This window comes from Paraburkholderia sp. NMBU_R16 (genome assembly GCF_013282575.1).
Classification (GTDB): domain Bacteria; phylum Pseudomonadota; class Gammaproteobacteria; order Burkholderiales; family Burkholderiaceae; genus Trinickia.
Window position 1 is genome coordinate 35,576 of record NZ_JAAAYE010000014.1, and the last position, 15,701, is coordinate 51,276.

Consider the following 15,701-nt stretch of genomic DNA (forward strand, 5'->3'; position numbering starts at 1 on the left):
GGGCAGGCCGCGCCGGGAGACCATTGAAAGGAACGAGTATGAGCTGGCTCGACAAACTGCTGCCACCGAAGATCAAACAGACCGACCCGAAAAGCCGCAAGGGCATTCCGGAAGGGCTCTGGGTGAAATGCCCCTCGTGCGAAGCGGTGTTGTATCGCAACGACGTGGAAGCGAATCTGCATGTTTGCCCGAAGTGCAGCCATCACATGCGTATCGGCGCGCGGGCGCGACTCGATGCGCTGCTCGATGCCGAAGGCCGCTATGAAATCGGTCAGGAGATCGTGCCGGTCGACGCGCTCAAATTCAAGGACAGCCGAAAGTATCCGGACCGCATCAAGGATGCGATGGACGAGACGGGCGAAACCGACGCGATGGTGGTCATGGGCGGTGCCATTCATACGCTGCCGGTCGTGGTCTCCTGCTTCGAGTTCGCGTTCATGGGCGGCTCGATGGGTTCGGTCGTCGGCGAGCGCTTCGTGCGCGGCGCGCAAAATGCGCTCGAGCAGCAGGTGCCGTTCATCTGCGTGACGGCGTCGGGCGGCGCCCGCATGCAGGAAAGCCTGCTGTCGCTGATGCAAATGGCGAAGACGACGGCCATGCTGACGAAGCTGTCCGAGGCCAAGCTGCCGTTCATTTCCGTGCTGACCGATCCGACGATGGGCGGCGTGTCAGCCAGTTTTGCGTTCCTGGGGGATGTGGTCATCGCCGAGCCGAAGGCGCTGATCGGCTTTGCCGGCCCGCGCGTGATCGAGCAGACAGTGCGCGAGAAACTGCCGGAAGGGTTCCAGCGAGCCGAATTCCTGCTGCAAAAAGGTGCGATCGACATGATTGTCGACCGGCGCAAGCTGCGCGAAGAACTGGCGCGGCTGATCGCTTTGCTCACGCGCCAGCCGGCGGATGCGGTCGCGTGACGACTTACGCCAGTCTCGACGCCTGGCTCGCGCATCTCGAGTCGGCGCATCCGGTCGGCATCGACATGGGGCTCGGCCGGATCGGCAAGGTCAAGGAGGCGCTCGGCCTGAGCTTCACGTGCCCGGTCATCACGGTTGGCGGCACGAACGGCAAGGGCTCGACCTGCGCGATTCTCGAATCGATTCTGCTGCGCGCCGGTTATAAGGTCGGATGCCATACGTCGCCGCACCTGCTCGAATTCAACGAGCGCGCGCGCATCAACGGGGAAAACGCAGCCGATGCCGTGCTGCTGCCGCATTTCGAAGCAGTCGAGGCGGCACGGACGAGCCTGCCCGAGCCTGTCTCGCTGACCTACTTCGAATTCACGACACTCGCGATCCTGCATTGCTTCGCGGCGAGCGGGCTCGATGCGGTGATTCTCGAAGTCGGGCTCGGCGGGCGGCTCGATGCGGTCAATATCGTGGATGCCGATTGCGCCGTGGTGACGAGCATCGACCTCGATCATGTCGACTATCTCGGCGATACGCGCGAGAAAATCGGCTTCGAGAAGGCCGGGATTTTCCGAGCCGGTAGACCGGCGATCTGCGCCGATCCGGCGCCTCCACAGACGCTCGTCAACCACGCGGCCGCCATCGGCGCCGAGCTGTGGCTCTTTGGGCGCGATTTCCGCTACGAAGGGCAAGCCGGCAGCGAGCGCCAGCAATGGAGCTATGTCGGACCGACGATGCGACGCTCGGCGCTCGCCTATCCGGCGTTGCGCGGCGCGAATCAGCTGATCAACACATCGGCGGCGCTGGCTGCGCTCGAGGCGCTGCGCGAGCGGCTGCCCGTTTCGGCGCAGGACGTGCGCCTCGGATTGGCCAACGTCGAATTGCCGGGACGCTTTCAGGTGCTGCCCGGGCGGCCGTCGATCGTGCTCGACGTTGCGCACAACCCCCACGCGGCTGCCGCGCTTGCGCAAAACCTCGGCGGCATGGGCTTTTTCCGCTACACCTACGCCGTGTTCGGAGCGATGCGCGACAAGGATATCGCCGGTGTCGTCAAGCATCTGAAAGGTGAAGTCGACCACTGGTGCGTGACGGATCTGCCGACACCGCGCGCCGCGTCGGCCGAAGCGCTCGAAGCCGAACTGCGCGGCCTGGGCATCGCCGATGGGCCGGACAGCAGCGTCAAGCGCTTTGCGACGCCGGCGCTGGCGTTCGAAGATGCCGTAAGCCGAGCGACGGACGATGATAGAATCTTGGTTTTCGGCAGTTTCTTCACGGTCGGGGGCGTGATGGCCTACCGCAAGTCGCGGCAACATTGACCGGATTCGGGCGCGGGCCAGGATTTCAGCAATTCATGGGACTTTTTTCGTTCGGCAATAAAGACGACGCGCCGCGTCGGCGCGGCGCCAATGTCCGATCGGCGCGCACCGAAGGCAGCCGCCGTCGCACCGAGCGCGCGGCCGATGCGGACGCGATGCTGCTCGATCCCACTCTTCCGGAAAAGCAGCGTGCACGGCGCCGGCTTGTCGGCGCAATTGCGCTCGTGATCGCGGCCGTCGTGGTTCTGCCGATGGTGCTCGATTCGCACCCGAGGCCGGTAACTGACGATATCGCCATCGATATTCCCAACCGTCCCGCTACAGTGCCCTCGCATGCAAACGACGATGCGGCTGGCAAACACGACGTCCCGGCGGACGTGGCACCGGATGGCGAGAGCGGCGCGTCTGCCGCAGTGGCAAGTTCGCCGGCGGCGCGCTCTGGTGAAACCGGCGGCTCGGACAAATCCACTGCATCGGACAAATCGGACAAAGCCGCCCAGCCCCCCGTGAAATCGGCCGGTGCGATGCCGCAAACGGCCCGTAGTCAAGGTTCCTCGAAAGCCGCTGGGTCGGCCGCAAAGACGTCGTCCGGCAAAGAGGCCACCGATGCCACCAACGCGACGGCGAACGAGCCGAATAGCGGTTCGGCCGCGCCGGGTGCGCGTTTTGCGGTGCAGCTCGGCGTATTTGCAGACGACGCGAACGCGAAGCGGTGGGAAAGCAAGCTCAAGGCGGCTGGCGTACCGGCCTATGTCGAACATCGCAAGCAAGCGGATGGCTCGACGCGCTCCATGCTGCGCGCGGGGCCGTTCGCCGATCGGGCAGCAGCATCCGCGGCCATCGCCAAGGTGCGCCAAGCCGGGCTGACGGCCAATTCGGCGCAGTGACGACGTGGCGATGCTGACCGCGTTCGATTATGCCGCGCTGGCCGTGATCGGTCTGTCGGCGCTGCGTGGCGCGTGGCGCGGCCTGCTTGCGGAAGTATTTGGGCTGATTGGCTGGGTGGCGGCTTTTTTTGTGGCCTGCCGCTATGTTGGGCTCCTGGTGCCCTATATTCCAGCTAACTGGCCGGGTGGCGCGTTGACGCAGTGGTTATTGGCGTTCGCGGCGGTCATGGTGGGCGTGGTGCTCGTCGCCGGCATCGTGAGCGCGCTGATTTCGCGTCTCGTCGCGGCAAGCGGGCTGGACGGCGTGGACCGTTCGCTCGGGATGATGTTCGGGATCGTGCGCGGGATCGTGCTCGTTCTCGTGCTCGTCGTGCTGGCGGGGTTGACCGAGCTGCCGAAACAGGAATTCTGGCGTAACGCGTTGCTGCGGCCCTATGCCGTGGAAGGCGTGCACAAGCTGAAACCGCTGCTTCCCGAGGCGCTTGCTCAGTACGTGCGAATCTGATTTCGTATCTTTGAAGGACCTGCCATGTGCGGCATCGTAGGCGTAGTCTCTCACTCTCCCGTCAACCAGCTGATCTACGACAGTCTGCTGCTTTTGCAGCATCGCGGCCAGGACGCAGCCGGCATCGCGACGGCGAACGGCAGTACGTTCCACATGTCGAAAGCCAACGGCATGGTCCGCGACGTGTTCCGCACGCGCAACATGCGCAGCCTGCCCGGCACTTCGGGCATCGGGCAGGTGCGCTATCCGACGGCCGGCTCGGCATCGAGCGAAGAGGAGGCCCAGCCGTTTTACGTGAACGCGCCTTTCGGCATCATCCTCGCGCATAACGGCAATCTCACGAATTGGCAGCAGCTGAAAGACGAGATGTTTCGTATCGATCGGCGCCACGTGAACACGAATTCGGACACCGAAGTTTTGCTGAACGTGCTCGCGCACGAGATGCAGCTTGCGACGTCGGGCCTTCAGCTCGATCCGGCGACGGTTTTCAAGGCCGTTGCCGGCGTGCATCGCCGCGTACGCGGTTCCTACGCCATCGTTTCGTTGATCGCGGGGTACGGCCTGCTTGCCTTCCGGGATCCGTTCGGCATTCGTCCGCTTTGCCTCGGCAAGCTCGAAACGGATGAGGGTGTCGAGTGGATGGTGGCCTCGGAATCGGTGGCCGTCGAGGGTATCGGCTTCGAATTCGTGCGCGACGTTGCACCCGGCGAAGCGATCTTCATCGATCAGGAAGGCCGGCTGCACGCTCAACAGTGCTCGGACAAGCCGAGCCTCAATCCCTGCATCTTCGAATACGTCTATCTCGCGCGGCCCGATTCGGTGCTCGATGGCGTGCCGGTCTACAACGTCCGGCTGCGCATGGGCGATTACCTTGCCGAGAAGATCAAGCGTGAGTTGCCCGATGTGCCGATCGACGTGGTCATGCCGATTCCCGATTCGTCGCGGCCTGCGGCGATGCAGGTGGCCGCGAAGCTCGGCATCGAGTATCGCGAGGGCTTTTTCAAGAACCGCTATGTCGGCCGCACGTTCATCATGCCCGGTCAGGCGGTGCGCAAGAAATCGGTCCGCCAGAAGCTCAACGCCATGACGATCGAATTCAAGGGCAAAAATGTGCTGATCGTCGACGATTCGATCGTGCGCGGCACGACCTCGCATGAAATCGTCCAGATGGCGCGCGATGCGGGCGCGAACAAAGTCATCTTCGCCTCCGCGGCACCGCCGGTGAAGTTTCCGAACGTCTACGGCATCGATATGCCGACGCGCGGTGAGCTCGTCGCGCATGGCCGCACGGACGACGAAGTCGCGAAGATCATCGGCGCGGATCACCTCGTTTATCAGGATGTCGAAGCGTTGAAGCAGGCGGTGCGCGATATCAATCCGTCGCTTGCGCGTTTCGAGGCATCGTGTTTCGATGGCGATTACATCACCGGCGATATCACGACCGAATATCTCGATGTGATCGAACGCGCACGGACGGCGCCGGCATCGCAAGCCGACCGCGACTCGGCCGGGGATGTCAACGACAGCACCGTGACACGTTCCCAGCTGCACTTGCAGTTATCGGTGGAGTGAGTCGGATCGGGGACACACCCGGGCCGTTCTCCTCAACGATTTCAACGAAGCCCGCTTCGGCCAACGCCGAAGCGGGCTTTTCTCTTGTATGGCCCTGCATTTCTCGTTCGACCGGATCTTAGGCGATTGCGCCGCGAATCTCGCATCGGTCACCGGACTCCGTCAATAACGATCCTATTAAAACCGTTGGGATAGATCCACTTCAACCGGATGTATCGTGGTTCCATGCCGTCGAAAATCGGCGCCGGGCCTGGGATCCGCGCAGGCTCAGTCCAGCAAGACGATTGCTGGCAGACCTTTCCGGAGATCGAGAAATGGAAGACCAACAAATGGAATCTAACGCGTCGACTAGCGCAACGATCGAGCACCGGGCCGCTACGTCGAATGCGCCAGGCGGCAACCCTCTCGGTGACCCCACACCTCGCGTCGATACGATCGTGTACGAAGGGCAGAAAGTGCCGATCAGTATCAACACGAATAACCTCGCCGGCGATAGCTATACCGACGTTCAATTCTGCATCGCCGTGGATGACGAGAAAAATCCGTTGCAGAATCCCGATGGCATAAGCGTGACGGGCACTGCGGTCCATCCGGATTCAATGGGTAAGTTGCTTCAGCCAGTGGCTTCCGGTCAATCCGATTATGGAATCGACATTGTCATCCAAGGCAAAGGGGGCGAAATTGCGACTTGGAATGTCTATATCACGGGGAGTGGGGCGACCCCTCCTACCCCGCTGAAATATGCTCCCGACGTCCAATATGTAACCAAGGATGTGTCGCTCAATCCGCTTTGGGCGTATGAATTCCTGCTGCCGGGAAACAATAACCAGGCGACTAACGATGACGGTCTCCACGTAAGCGCTTACCAAGTCATGGACGAAACAGGCGCTGCCGTGCAGAAGCCGTTTTCCGCGAGAATCTTCCTGAGCCCGGGTAGCGCACAAGCCGATCTGACGTGTCTCCACTTCTTCGACGCGAGTAAAACCGAAATCCTCCCCACTGCTGACAAGCAGTCGGTATGGATCGATAGCGACGCGCAGGGCGTACTCGAGTTCTACATTACAGCGAATACGCCGCTCACGAGCTGGAACCTCGTGATGCTGACCATGGACGTCGGAACGGAGGGCATCGTCCTTCCGGGGCTGATCATCGTCGACCTCGCACAAGTTCCGAAAGATGCGCAAGTGGATCCCCCGGCGATCGACATAGCGAGCGGTCAGGTCAACATCGACCCGTCCGGTCCGCCGATGGGTGTCATTGTGCCAAGTACCACCATTTCGAATGGGCAAATACACGTCGACGACACATTGTTTCTTGGCATCAATGGAAGAGTCCTGCCGGAAACCGGAAAGAAAGTCGTGCCGAATGACGAGACTTCGATCCTGACTAACCAGCCCTTTTTTCAGATCCCCCCAAGCTTGTTGAACTATTCGAGTACGGGCGGCGATAACAAAATGCTGATTTTGATCGTTCGGCCAGAAAATGGGGCGGTCAAGTCGACGGAATACACATTCGCTGCTTTTGGGGATGAAAATGATTCCGGAACTGTCTCGCCATTCCCGGTTGGGGATCAGAAATTTCCTCCATTGAGCATTGTGGAATTTAAGCCGGGCCATGTCATCAATGCGCAAGATATAAAAAATGGTTTTACCGCGAAAATCAGCTGGGCATCATGGTTGCCGCAATACAAACCCAACTTGAATGACACATTGACGATCTATGGTCTGATCGCCGGATATGATCGTTTTAGTAATTTTACGCCTGTAATATTTAATGTTACCAGTCTCCCTGTAACGCAGGACAATCTCAACAGTGATTCTATGGAGACGCCGATCAACTCGCCTAGCCTGCGAGGATGGAGCGTTGGTCCTAATGGAGAGAAATCCACCATTATTTTCCAATTCAAGGCGGGCAACGAATACTCGAAGGCAACGCCTCAATACACGATCTATACGCTCCGTGCCGGCGGGGTATGACGAACGTATCGCGGTGCGGCCTGCCATCGAGGTCTTTCGACGTCGGCGGCTGCACTATTGACGGGGCGGATCATGAGAGTTGCGTTCAACGGTCCGGGCGTGGGCCAGAACACCTTGTTGTCGCCGCCGGGCCTGCCGCAGGCCCAAGGCGGGATCCTCGATCTCGGGTCGCCGGACATCACAGCCGGGGGTGCGATAAAGGTGGAGATACCGGCCTACGCGCAGCTCGGATGGGGTGATCGTGTAACGGTCGTCTTCAGAGATGAATACGACAGATCGATCGTCAGGCTCGCATATCTGCCGAATCCGGCGCAATTCAAGGACGCAGCTTACGTCGCCGAAGTGCGTGTACGTCCCTTATCGGCGTTGGCGTCCGGCAGCTATCACGTTGCGTATTCGGTAGCGAGTCGGACAGGAAACATCTCGAGCTCAGAGGCGATCCCAGTGACAGTCACCCATTCGCCGTATGCCGGTGGCGGGCCCGTGAGCACCGTCGGTACGGCATTTTTCGGCACCTACGTCTGCGGCGTGATCGGTAGCTGGGTCGTGCCCGCGGACTATTCGCTCTCGACGAATAGCGACATAGTCGTGCGTTCGTTGAACGTATTCGCTCCGCCCGGGGTGATCACCACCGACGTTCGCTTGAAGATTCAACGAATTCCGCCCGACGGTGGAAGCGAGTCGATTGCCGTCGTGCAATCGAGCGACGGCAATGAATGGACGGTGAGCGCGGTGGGCAACACGAATGTCGACCTTCATAAAGAGGACCTCATTTCCATCGAACTGGATGGGGTGAGTAACGCGCGCTTCTTCGTCGCACTGGCGCTATAGCGGAGCAGGTTTTCCATTATTTCGACGAGAGATTCATGCCGCTGACGCTGACAACGGATTGCCCTTCGCAGGAGATCGGCGGGGAATACGGCTTTTACAACTATCAACGCGTGATATTGACGGCAACGCTCGATCACGCGGAAGGCGACATCGTCGACGGTACGCTCGTATATTTTTCGCACGTTGGCGAATACGAGCAGCTGCAGCCGATCGGCGACAACTGGGTGCCCGTGGACGAGGAGTTCGCGGTCGGTGTGCCGCTATTGAGAGCGCCCGATGCCGGAGAAAAATGGTACGCAAAACTGGTTGTTCGGGTGGCAGGCCGGGATCTTGGGAACGGCATGACTTACGCCTATCTCGACAGCAACCGTCGATCCGCCGATCTCCCTTATACGATCAACCCTGTTTCCTGCGTCTGCCCGAGCTACGTCGACGGATTCGGGCTGGCTTATCCCGAAGAGAATCAATCGTCCGACTTCTGGCTCAATTATGCCGAGGAGGATCAGTCGCCCGATAACCCGGGTAACAACTATCTCTACTATCGGTTTCAAGTCACCGATCCCGAAAGCCAGGTGGGCCTGCCTAAGATCTTCGTGCGGGTGGCCTCGAGCATGTCCACTCCGGAGTTGATCAAAGGCAAGCAGATTCTCTTGTACGACCGTTACAGCGGAGCCCGCGCGCTGAACGACGATGCGGCTCATGACGACGACTCCGTCTACCTCTATACCGACGATAACGGGGTGGCGGAGCTCTATCTGTGTCCGAAGGGCAAGACCTCGAGTATCGGCGCGTTGATGTATCAGATCGGGACCAACGCAGGCGGATTGGGACCTTACCTGATCGTCGATCCGAATGCTCAATGGTCGACCCTCGAGTCGCCTCAGACCGACGACCCGGTTGAACTGAGCGGGCTCTCCTACGAGTTGGCGGACATCCCTCAATACGTGGACATCGGCGCGGATCAATGGCTCTTCCTGCTGTGCAACGGCAGGTTTCAAAGCACGAAAAGGCTCCGGCAATCGGACATCGGGAACGGCGCCGAGATTACGATGCCATTCCAGAAGTCCGTGCTGCGCTCGCAGACGGCCCCGTTCGACGACGCGACGCGAAATTCGATGATCTATGTCGTCTACAGCCTGGTCATACGCGTTTCGAGCAGTTGGGACTTCAACGCAGCCGGTACGCCTCCGCCCGCATCCCTCGATGACGAAGGGAATCGAACGCTGAACGCGCCGCAGCTTCGCGAGAGCCCGGACGGTTGGCCCATCAACGCCGCGCTGCTGTCGCGGGAACTGCATATTCGTGTGCCACTCGATCAGGCACAAATCGAAGTCGGCGATGAAATTCGTCTTCACATCTACTTGAACGCTTACCGGCGCGGTTCGGATGAACCGCTGGGTATATCCCTCGGTGGCCCATTCGATTGGTATGTCACGCGGTTCGACATCGAGAACGGGTTCGTCGAGTGGCCGTTCCTGCCGCAGCCGTTCTGGGGCTTGGGGCAGGCGCAGTCGACGGGCGACGTCGGGACGATGCGCGTGAATTACGACGTGGTGCGCGGCACCCACGTGGAAATAAAACGCATCGCCTATTCCTCTCAGGACCTTTTGATCGGCATCGACACCATTTTGCCGAACGGATACACCGCCGAGCTGTTTTGACGAACCGTTCGATTACGTCATGGGGGAACAGGTGAAAATCGAAGCCAACGCTGCCCTGCCATCGGTCCGGCTTTTTCAAGCCACCGATGGCGTGCTCGATCTGCAGCGCCTCAATCCGCCTAACCCCGAGATCGTCAACGACCCGGGCGACCCGGTGGTGGTCAGCGTTCTCGTGCCATACGGTCAAACGGGGGAAGTCATCGTTTGGTTCGGCGATAAGAGCCAGAATTTTCCGGTTAACGATCCAAAGCGCGCCGTACAGGATGTCTGCTTTACAAAGGCTCGATTGCCGACACCAGGGCAGTGCTACGACGTTTACTACGAATTCGGCGGGAAGCGTTCGGAACCCGTTCAAATCATGCTGATCGACTCGGGCGACCGGCCTCCCGTCGTGGCGCGTCACACGTGCAGCCTCTTTGGCGCCTACGCCAAAGGTGTCGTGGCGGCCTGGGTGATCCCAGCGTCGCGGACATTGGCGAGTGACGATCCGGTCATTCGCTCGGTTCCCGGCGGCAGTCCATCGGAAGGCGCCAGCCTCGCGGTGCTTTGGCAGTCCGGAGCGAGTCAACCCGCCCGGATCGGCGAAATCGTTTATGGGCACAACGAATGGTCGATCACGCTCGATCAAGAGGTCATGCAACTGAACCGGTTGGATATTTTGGCCTTGCAGGCCAGTGCTGATCGGACCTTTCTGAATTTTTCTCTCGACATGTAGCACACCTGCAATGCGGAACGAAACCCCACATCGTCAGCGATTGAAATATAGCGCGCTCTTTGCATCGCTGATTTCAGCCGGCGTGGTGTACACACCGGCACGAGCGGCATGCACAAACGGGTACATGTGGGTCGGCAATCCGGTAACGAGCAATCTAGGCGTGTGCCAGACGGTCTATTTCGCAGACACGCGGACGCAGAACCTTTTTTCGAACGACGACACGGGAACGACGATTACCGCGAGCGGCGACGACATTTACACGGATCAGCGTGGACCCAACGCCGGCGATGGTGCGTCGGCCGTTGCGACGTTCATCAATGTCAACTCGAATTCGCTGAGCACGGCGATCGAGTTGCAGGGCTCGCAAAAGATCGTGGGTCTTGCCACGAGCGGCACAGAGACCGGGATATCCGTTGGCGGCTCGAGTGCCGGTTCGACGGCATCGTTATTGCTGAACGGCGCGGATTTACAGATCAACCTGCTAACGCGCGCGGGAACCGGTATTTTCATCTCCGGGAATAGTGTCGCCCCATTGACTGGGCCCTACTCGGCGTCTGCCACGCTGACGGGGGGCACGAAGGTGGCAATCGATGCAACGCTTCTAGGCATCTACGTGGAGAAGGGCGGGGCATGGAACGGCAACGATCCGACGGGCTCGTTGACGATCGGCGGGACCATTTCGCCCAATGACGGGATCAAGCTGGTGAACGCGGGCAGTTTCGTATCCACTTCGACCATCAACGTCACCGCGAATCACAGTGGCATATCGGTGGGCAACGTCGATCGGTTCTCGTTGGATGGCGGCGATCAGACGAGGAGTGCGGTCAATGTTTCCGGCTGGAGTGCGAGCGGGACATACGCTTACGAAACCGGGATCGACTATTCCGGCGTGGGGACAGCGACAGGACTCGTCAAGAACCTGACGATCAATATGCTGGATACCGGAGCCAACGGCTTTTACGGCAACGGTTACGGCATCAATATGCAAAAGGGCAGCCTCACGCTCGATCACGTGGCGATCAATTCGCAAAATTTCGACGGTGCGGCAGTGACGGGTATCGGCGGTACGCTGAATGCCACAGCGCTCACCATCAACGCGGAGGGTAAGGGAACAGCGGGCATTCAGTCTGAGCGCAACTCGCCCAATCCGATGTCGTTCACGCTTGGCGGTGCGACGATGAACACGGTGCAAACAAACGGCGACGCCGATCCATCGAGCACGGCATTCGGCAGCTATAAATACGCAGCAGGCATCAATCTGCTCGACGGGGCCATCGATGTTTCGAATACGAACGTCATCACGACCGGTACGCAGGCCTATGGAATCTATCTAAGTCAGGGGAGACTCAATGCTCACTTGTTCGCGGGGCAAGGAACAGGCGTTAGCATTCGAACGAGCGGGGCGGGTGCGGACGGTGTGGTTTACAACCCTCAGAATGCGAATACGTCGGGGCTTTCCGTCGCGTTCGATCCGAGCACGAAGATTTCGACAACGGGCGAGAACGCCAACGGCTTCGCGGCCGATGGCGAAAACCTGAACCATACGACGAGCCCGTTCTCGCTCTCCTTCGCGTCACTAGGTCTCGATCTCGCGAACTTCTCTCTGTCGGGCATGGGCGCGGCCGCGATCGATGCACGCAACGGCGCCGAGGTCGTACTCGGCGGCGAGAACCTCGGCGCGGCGACGCTCTCATCGGGATCGTTCGGCGCAAAGGCGGAGGCCGGTGGCAAGGTCACGTTCACGAACACCGCTCGCACGGGTGGCGCGGCACTCTGGGGTGCGCAGGGTGGCACGTTAGCGTTCCAAGGCAACTCTGATGCGTCCGGTTCGACGATCGTGCTCGATCAGGGGGCGGGCGCGGACGGTGGCGGTGTGCTCGATCTGAGTGGGAGAAGCTCCGCCTTGACGGCCGGCCTGCTGGCGTCGAACGGCACGGGTGCGCTCAACGGCACCGTCAATCTGGGCGGCAACACGCTCGTTCTCAACGGAACGGGAACCGCGGCACCGTTCCGGGGCGCGATCCAGGGCTCGGGTGGATTGACGATGGCGGGCACGGGGACCCAGGTTCTGTCGGGTGCCCATGTATTCGACTACACGGGCGCGACGACGATCCAAAACGGCACGCTTGCCGTGCAAAACGCCGCGACCGGCAAAGATGCGGCCGGCAACTGGAAAGTGTTTCAGATCGGCGCCCCCGGACAGAACAGCGGGACGCTCGACATTCACGACAATGGCGGCGAATTCCAGCTCGGCGCCATTTCGGGCGGCGGCTCCGTCAACCTAGGGACGAACGGTGGCCCCCTGTCGACTCTCGTACTGGCGGGCGCCGGCACCAACACGTTTTCGGGCACGATCTCGGGCGATGGCGGCGTGACCGTCCAAGGCGGCACTCAAACATTCTCCGGTTCGAATGTCTTCGACTACACGGGCGAAACGCAGATTGCGGGGGGCACGCTCAAGGTCGGCGGTGCCGGCGGCAACCACGTGGCGTCGAGCCTCTTCCATTTCACATCGACGGGCGGCACGCTCGACGTCAGCGGCGGCGGTTTCACGTTGGGCGGCATCGCCACCGAGGACGGCGCCGCGAATGCAACGGTCACGTTGGGCAGTCCGAGTGCACCGGCGAATTTGGCGATGGCGGGATCGGGCAACTACGCCTATGCAGGCACGATCTCGGGTACCGGCGATATCGTCAAGAACGGCACCGGTGTACAGACGCTTTCCGGCACCGCCGCCTTTGCGAACACCGGCAAAACCGTCGTGCAAGACGGCGTGCTCGAAATCCGGAACATCAGCAATCCGGCGCAGTTCAATTACACGGTCGAGTTGAACGGTGGCTGGCTCGATCTATCGGACAGCTCGTTCGATCCGACCGGTGCGACAGCGACGCAATGGGCCCAATTGCATGTCACCGATGGCGCGAACGCAGCGCGCGGCGGCATTCTCGCCGGCAACGACAAGATCACGCTGGGCCGCAACGGTGCCGATCAAAGCGAAGCGGCACAGATCGGCGGGGACGGCTCGAACGTGAACCAGCAGGGTGTGTTCGTCGTCAAATCTGGCTCGAATACCGTCACGCTCGCGGGCGATAACCATTACGTCGGTTATACGCGTATCGCCGGCGGCACGCTGAAGGTCTCGCAAGACAGCAATCTCGGCGAGACGAACTGCTCCGTGAGCGCTGCATGCGAGCGCGAGGTGATACTCGACGGCGGCAACCTGGAAATCGCCGGCGACTTTACGTCGCAACGTCAACTCCAATTGCGGCAAGACGGCCAGGTTCGCGTCGATGCACCCGGCGCGGCAGCGACGACTGCCACGTTCGGCAGTGTCGCGGGTGAGGACAGGACGCTGACGAAAACCGGCGCAGGCACACTGGTTTTGACGGGCGAAAGCTTCTTGGGCCACGCGGATGTGCAGCAAGGCGCGCTCGACTTGGGGCCGGCCGTCGTCGATGCGACGAAGATGGCGGGCTCGAACGCGATCACGCAAGCCGGGGGTACGACGGTCAACGTCACCGGTGGCGCAATTTCGAGCGCGACCGACGCCGTCGTGGCCAACGGAACGAGCACGTTCAATCTGTCGAGCGGGACGACGGTGACGGCGGGCGCGGGCAGCGCGCTGTATCGCGTGACCAGCGGAACGGGCACATTGAACGCGACATCCGTCGAACTGACCGGCCTCTTGCAGGCGCAGGGGGCGGGCAGCCAGCTCGCGCTTCATCTCGCAGGAGGCAGCATCTATACGGGCACGCCGAGCGTGGTCAATGGCGCAACGGCGAGCTTGTCGACCGATGCCACGAGTACATGGAACGCGACCGCGGATGCCGCGCTGACGGGGCTCGACAACCAAGGCACGATTGTCTTTGCGGATGCAGCCGCTACGGCACAAGGCGTCAGCAGCGCGGCAATGAAGGCAGCGCAGACGAGTGTGCCGGGTTATCACGCCATTACGGTCAACGGCAATTACATCGGCGGCGGTACGGTGAAGATGCGGACCGATCTGAGCAACATCGGGACGGCTGCGAATCCCAATACGGACCGTTTGCTGATCTCGGGCAGCGCAAGCGGGCAGACCACGCTCAGCGTATCGGTCTCCGGAAGCAGCGCCATCGTGGCACCGGCGTCCACCGGAGAGCCCACGTCGACGCAAGGCATCTCGCTCGTGCAGGTCGGCGGGTCCGCCGGTGCGAATTCGTTCAAGCTGGCGGGTGACTATGTCGCCGTGCCGGGCAGCCCGTTTCAGTATCGTCTTTTCTCGTACGGTCCAAGCGGAGAGGGTCTGCCTGATTACACGCAAAGTGCCTTGCCCGCAGGCCAGGCCCAGCAGTGGGACTATCGGCTCGAGGCTGCATATGACGATCCGACGCCCACGACGGGGCGGCTCGCGCTCGTTCCTCAAGGCAGTACTTATCTGACCGCGCCGCTCGCGCTCCAGCACTACGAGGAAACGGTCGTCGACAACTTGTATCGCCGCCTCGGCGATATTCGTCATAGCGTGTCCGATCCCAGCAGCGCTGAGGGCGAAGTCTTTGCGCGAACGATCGATTCGCGCGGCGCTTATCACAGCGACCTACCGTATCAAAGCTACGGATTCAACTTCAATCAAACCATTACCGCACTGCAATTCGGCGGTGATTGGTTGCACCGCTCGAGCCCGGACCACGATATGCGTCTCGGGGTTGCTTTCACGCTGGGCCACACGTCGGTGACGCCGCAGGCCGCGGCGGCGAGCGCCAGTACCGCCTCCATCGACACCTACGGGCTTGCGCTGACGGGCACATGGCAGCGCCACGATGGGTGGTATGTCGACGGTGTCCTGTCCGTTGGGCGGTACGTCGGTACGGTGAACTCGGAGCAGCGAGGCGAGGTGGGCCGCATTTCGGCGAACGGATACGACGCGTCGGTGGAGACCGGGCGCACGTTCGGTTTGCCCTATGGCATCGAGATGGAGCCGCACGTGCAGTGGCTCGCTCAAGCCATTCAGTTCGACAGCGGAAAGGACAAAGACGATGTCGTCGACTCGACGAGCGATCTCTTCGCCTTGACCGGGCGGCTCGGCGTGCGCTTTTCCATGGGTGTTCCAGGAACGCTGTCGTGGCGACCGTATATGCGCATCGACCTATTGCATACCTGGATGAATTCGCCGAAGGCCACGTTGTCGGGCCAATCGTTCGACCTCGGCAAGCCGGGCAGCGCGATGGAACTCGGCATCGGTGCAACGGGCATGCTCACGCCGGCACTGTCGATCTACGGCGAATTTTCGGGAAGACAGCGGCTCGGGCGTGGATTCAGCGATATCGGCGCAACGCTGGGCGTGCGTTATTCGTTTTAAG

Annotated in this window: 10 protein-coding genes; all 10 read left to right on the forward strand. The window is 60.9% G+C overall.

Annotated elements, in window-relative coordinates; genetic code table 11:
• Window positions 1–38 precede the first annotated feature (38 nt).
• The 10 genes from accD to GWC77_RS09450 all read left to right on the forward strand — a co-directional run bounded on the left by accD (window position 39) and on the right by GWC77_RS09450 (window position 15,700).
• On the forward strand, window positions 39–911 hold the full coding sequence (gene accD / locus GWC77_RS09405; protein ID WP_173256642.1) for an acetyl-CoA carboxylase, carboxyltransferase subunit beta: 873 nt from the start codon (window positions 39–41) through the stop codon (window positions 909–911).
• A complete protein-coding gene (gene folC, locus GWC77_RS09410; protein WP_173256643.1) occupies window positions 908–2,218 on the forward strand; it encodes a bifunctional tetrahydrofolate synthase/dihydrofolate synthase in 1,311 nt (436 codons plus the stop codon). The genes accD and folC overlap by 4 nt, the downstream gene beginning before the upstream one ends.
• Before the next feature lie 35 nt (window positions 2,219–2,253).
• Window positions 2,254–3,105 carry an SPOR domain-containing protein gene (locus tag GWC77_RS09415; protein WP_173256644.1) on the forward strand — a complete coding sequence of 284 codons (852 nt, stop codon included), beginning with the start codon at window positions 2,254–2,256 and terminating at the stop codon, window positions 3,103–3,105.
• Window positions 3,106–3,115: 10 nt separating this feature from the next.
• On the forward strand, window positions 3,116–3,610 hold the full coding sequence (locus tag GWC77_RS09420) for a CvpA family protein (RefSeq protein ID WP_173256645.1): 495 nt from the start codon (window positions 3,116–3,118) through the stop codon (window positions 3,608–3,610).
• 24 nt (window positions 3,611–3,634) lie between these two features.
• Window positions 3,635–5,182, forward strand: a complete 1,548-nt coding sequence (gene purF / locus GWC77_RS09425) for an amidophosphoribosyltransferase (RefSeq protein ID WP_173256646.1) — start codon at window positions 3,635–3,637, stop codon at window positions 5,180–5,182.
• A gap of 314 nt (window positions 5,183–5,496) precedes the next feature.
• On the forward strand, window positions 5,497–7,158 hold the full coding sequence (locus tag GWC77_RS09430; RefSeq protein ID WP_173256647.1) for a hypothetical protein: 1,662 nt from the start codon (window positions 5,497–5,499) through the stop codon (window positions 7,156–7,158).
• Between the two features lie 72 nt (window positions 7,159–7,230).
• The gene (locus GWC77_RS09435; protein WP_173256648.1) at window positions 7,231–7,989 is read left to right on the forward strand and encodes a hypothetical protein; all 759 of its coding nucleotides are present in this window, start codon (window positions 7,231–7,233) and stop codon (window positions 7,987–7,989) included.
• A 35-nt stretch (window positions 7,990–8,024) separates the two neighbouring features.
• A complete protein-coding gene (locus GWC77_RS09440) occupies window positions 8,025–9,650 on the forward strand; it encodes a hypothetical protein (RefSeq protein ID WP_173256649.1) in 1,626 nt (541 codons plus the stop codon).
• A 31-nt stretch (window positions 9,651–9,681) separates the two neighbouring features.
• Complete coding sequence (locus tag GWC77_RS09445; RefSeq protein WP_173256650.1) at window positions 9,682–10,365, forward strand: hypothetical protein; 684 nt, start codon at window positions 9,682–9,684, stop codon at window positions 10,363–10,365.
• Window positions 10,366–10,405: 40 nt separating this feature from the next.
• Window positions 10,406–15,700, forward strand: coding sequence for an autotransporter outer membrane beta-barrel domain-containing protein (locus tag GWC77_RS09450; RefSeq protein WP_173256651.1), 5,295 nt, complete (start codon window positions 10,406–10,408; stop codon window positions 15,698–15,700).
• Window position 15,701 lies beyond the last annotated feature (1 nt).